2 protein-coding genes are annotated in these 2,514 nt (G+C 34.4%); one reads left to right on the top strand and one right to left on the bottom strand.

Annotated features, from left to right (window positions below):
- Positions 1-468: 468 nt before the first annotated feature.
- Positions 469-1,167, bottom strand: coding sequence for a Crp/Fnr family transcriptional regulator (locus F6K22_RS38565; protein ID WP_293110191.1), 699 nt, complete (start codon positions 1,165-1,167; stop codon positions 469-471).
- Positions 1,168-1,825: 658 nt separating this feature from the next.
- Here F6K22_RS38565 and F6K22_RS38560 point away from each other — a divergent pair.
- Positions 1,826-2,514 (top strand): anaerobic carbon-monoxide dehydrogenase catalytic subunit (locus tag F6K22_RS38560; RefSeq protein WP_483244203.1); only part of this gene is annotated, 689 nt, incomplete at its 3' end.

The raw sequence follows: 2,514 nt of genomic DNA, 5'->3' as shown, positions 1-2,514 counted from the left end.
TACAGGCTCGGCCAGCACCATTTACTGATGCTTTGACAGGAGAGGAATAGGGAGAGGGGGAAGTGTGGGAAGTGTGGGGAGAGGGGGAAATAAATGTGGGAAGTGTGGGGAGAGGGGGAAGTGTGGGAAGTGTGGGGAGAGGAGGAAGTATCAAGTATATAAAAGCATATTTTTGTTGAGATTTTATACTGAATAAAAGCGGTCGCGTCAGCGGAACGGAGTTCTATCGCTTATCCCTATCAGGAGTGGGGGAGTTGGCGATAAGTAAACATTAAGAATAATTAACACCCTCCTGGCTAATAATTATCAAAAAAGTTCCATGCGCTTGTGTTAGGAACGGAAACTAAATTAAGATTGGAAAATTCTGGTTTCTGCTATAGAAACCTCTAGAGCGTAATTAATTTTATCCGGTTTTATTTTCTTCTATTCTGTCTCCAGAATTGCTGTCTCCTGACTCCTTCTTTGAAATTATTGATGTCTTTTTTCTGCGGATAAAACTCTTAAAGCAGGAATATTTAATAATTTAATTGATTTACCATCTATAGAAATTAATTTTTGTTCGCTTAACTTGGCAAAAACTCTGGAAAGAGTTTCAGGAATAGTACCTAATGATGCAGCTAATTGACTTTTAGTCATATCTAGTTTTATTTCTGATGGGTCAGAAGAGCGATCGCTTAACTCTAACAAATAAACGGCTAATCTTCCTGGTACTTCTTTCAGTGATAAATCTTCAATTAATTTTGCAAATAAGCGCAAATTTTTGGCAAAAATTGACAACATATTAATAGCAATAGTTGGCTGATTTTCTAATAGTTTTAAAAATTCTTGTCTCGGTAAAAATAATAACTCACTTTTTGTCAATGCTTCAGCAGAAGCAGGATAACATTTGCCATCAAAAGCTGGCACTTCAGCAAAATGTTCTCCCCTAGTAAATATGTGTAAAATTTGTTCTTTTCCTTCAGGAGAAAATTTAAAAATTTTGACTTTGCCAGAGAAAATAATAAAACAGCCTCTACCTTTTTCTCCTTCCCAAAAAATCGGTTCTTTTTTTTGATAAGTTTGAAGTTTAGCTATTTGGCTAACAGCCTGCAAATGTTCTGAGGGAAGATTATTAAACATTTGAGTATTAGCTATGAATTGACTGATTTTTGATATCTGCTCATTCATTGTTTATTTCAGAAATTATTTAAGTCTGTAAGTCTAATTAAACGTAAAAAAAATTGTAGACTCGGCTTTACCAAAAAGTATCATAAGAATGATTTATAGCTAAATTTTACCATATAAAAAGTGTGATATTTGTATTTTACAAACAATATTTTATCGGATATTTATGAAATTAAAAAACAAAGTTATTAGTTATTAACTTGCAGATAATTAGACTTTTTTCCTATAAAAATAGATTTTGTTATCAAGGGAACAGAAAAAAGTCTTAATTTTCACTTGTAGAGCTATAGGTGGTGATGTAGCATTAGTGAATTTTTCAAAATGCTTGGTAGGAATTTCTACTTAAAAAAGATTTTTTAACTAAGTTTTAATAACAGCCATCACTTTTGAGATTTATCATAAAAATAGAAGTTTGCAGTTAAGTAAAATACAAATTATTCAGCAACCTCAAAAATTTACTAATTATTGACTTAAGTCAAAGACAAAATTTCTACTCAGTAACTACAGTAAAAATATAAGACTTCTTGCAGAAGTCAGGGAATAGGGAATAGGGAATAGGGAATAGGGGGGATGAAATTTTTGATTCTATATCTCTAGTTGATTGAATTAAAACTTTTGCAAGAGGTCTATACAGAGAAAAATCTACCAGGAGAAAAATATTATGTCTATGTTTTGCGAACAATGCGAACAAACCGCCAGTGGGCAAGGTTGCCACCAATGGGGAGCTTGTGGCAAAAGTCCGGAATTGAACGCTGTACAAGATTTATTAGTTTACTGTCTGCGGGGGTTAGCAGAAGTCAGACTCCAGGCAAAACAATTAAATATTTCTACTAGAGAAATAGATGTCTTTATCTGCGAGTCAATATTTGCCACAATGACAAACGTTAACTTTGACAAAAAAAGCTTTGCTCAATATATTAAAGTTGCGATCGCTCACCGGGAAAACTTGAAAACTCAGATTCCTGAAACAAAATTCTCTCCCCTAGCTAACTACGAACCAGACTACAGTGAAAGTTTATCTCTCCAAGGAGAAAATGTTTCCCTCAAATTTCTTGCTCAGTCTGATAATAATGTTGATATATTCTCTCTCAAATTAACAGTTATCTATGGAATTAAAGGAGCAGCTTCCTACACATTCCACGCTATGGAGTTGGGAGAAGAAGATGAAAAAATTTATGATTTTATTGCTGAAGCATTAGTTGCTCTGGATAACCAAGACCTAACCCTTGACGACTGGGTAAACCTAGGGTTGCAAGTGGGAGAAATTAATCTCAAAGCAATGGAATTGTTAGACGCAGGTCATACAAAAACCTACGGTCATCCCGTACCTACCGCCGTACCATTGGACCC

Origin of the sequence: Okeania sp. SIO2F4, assembly GCF_010672385.1 — a bacterium.
GTDB lineage: Bacteria > Cyanobacteriota > Cyanobacteriia > Cyanobacteriales > Microcoleaceae > Trichodesmium.
Note: the sequence above shows the minus strand (reverse complement) of the source record. Positions and strands in the feature narration are given on the sequence as shown.

What these genes read in the sequence shown, in the direction of transcription:
- F6K22_RS38565 (WP_293110191.1), bottom strand. Translation starts at nt 1,167, where the DNA reads ATGAATGAGCAGATATCAAAAATCAGTCAATTCATAGCTAATACTCAA.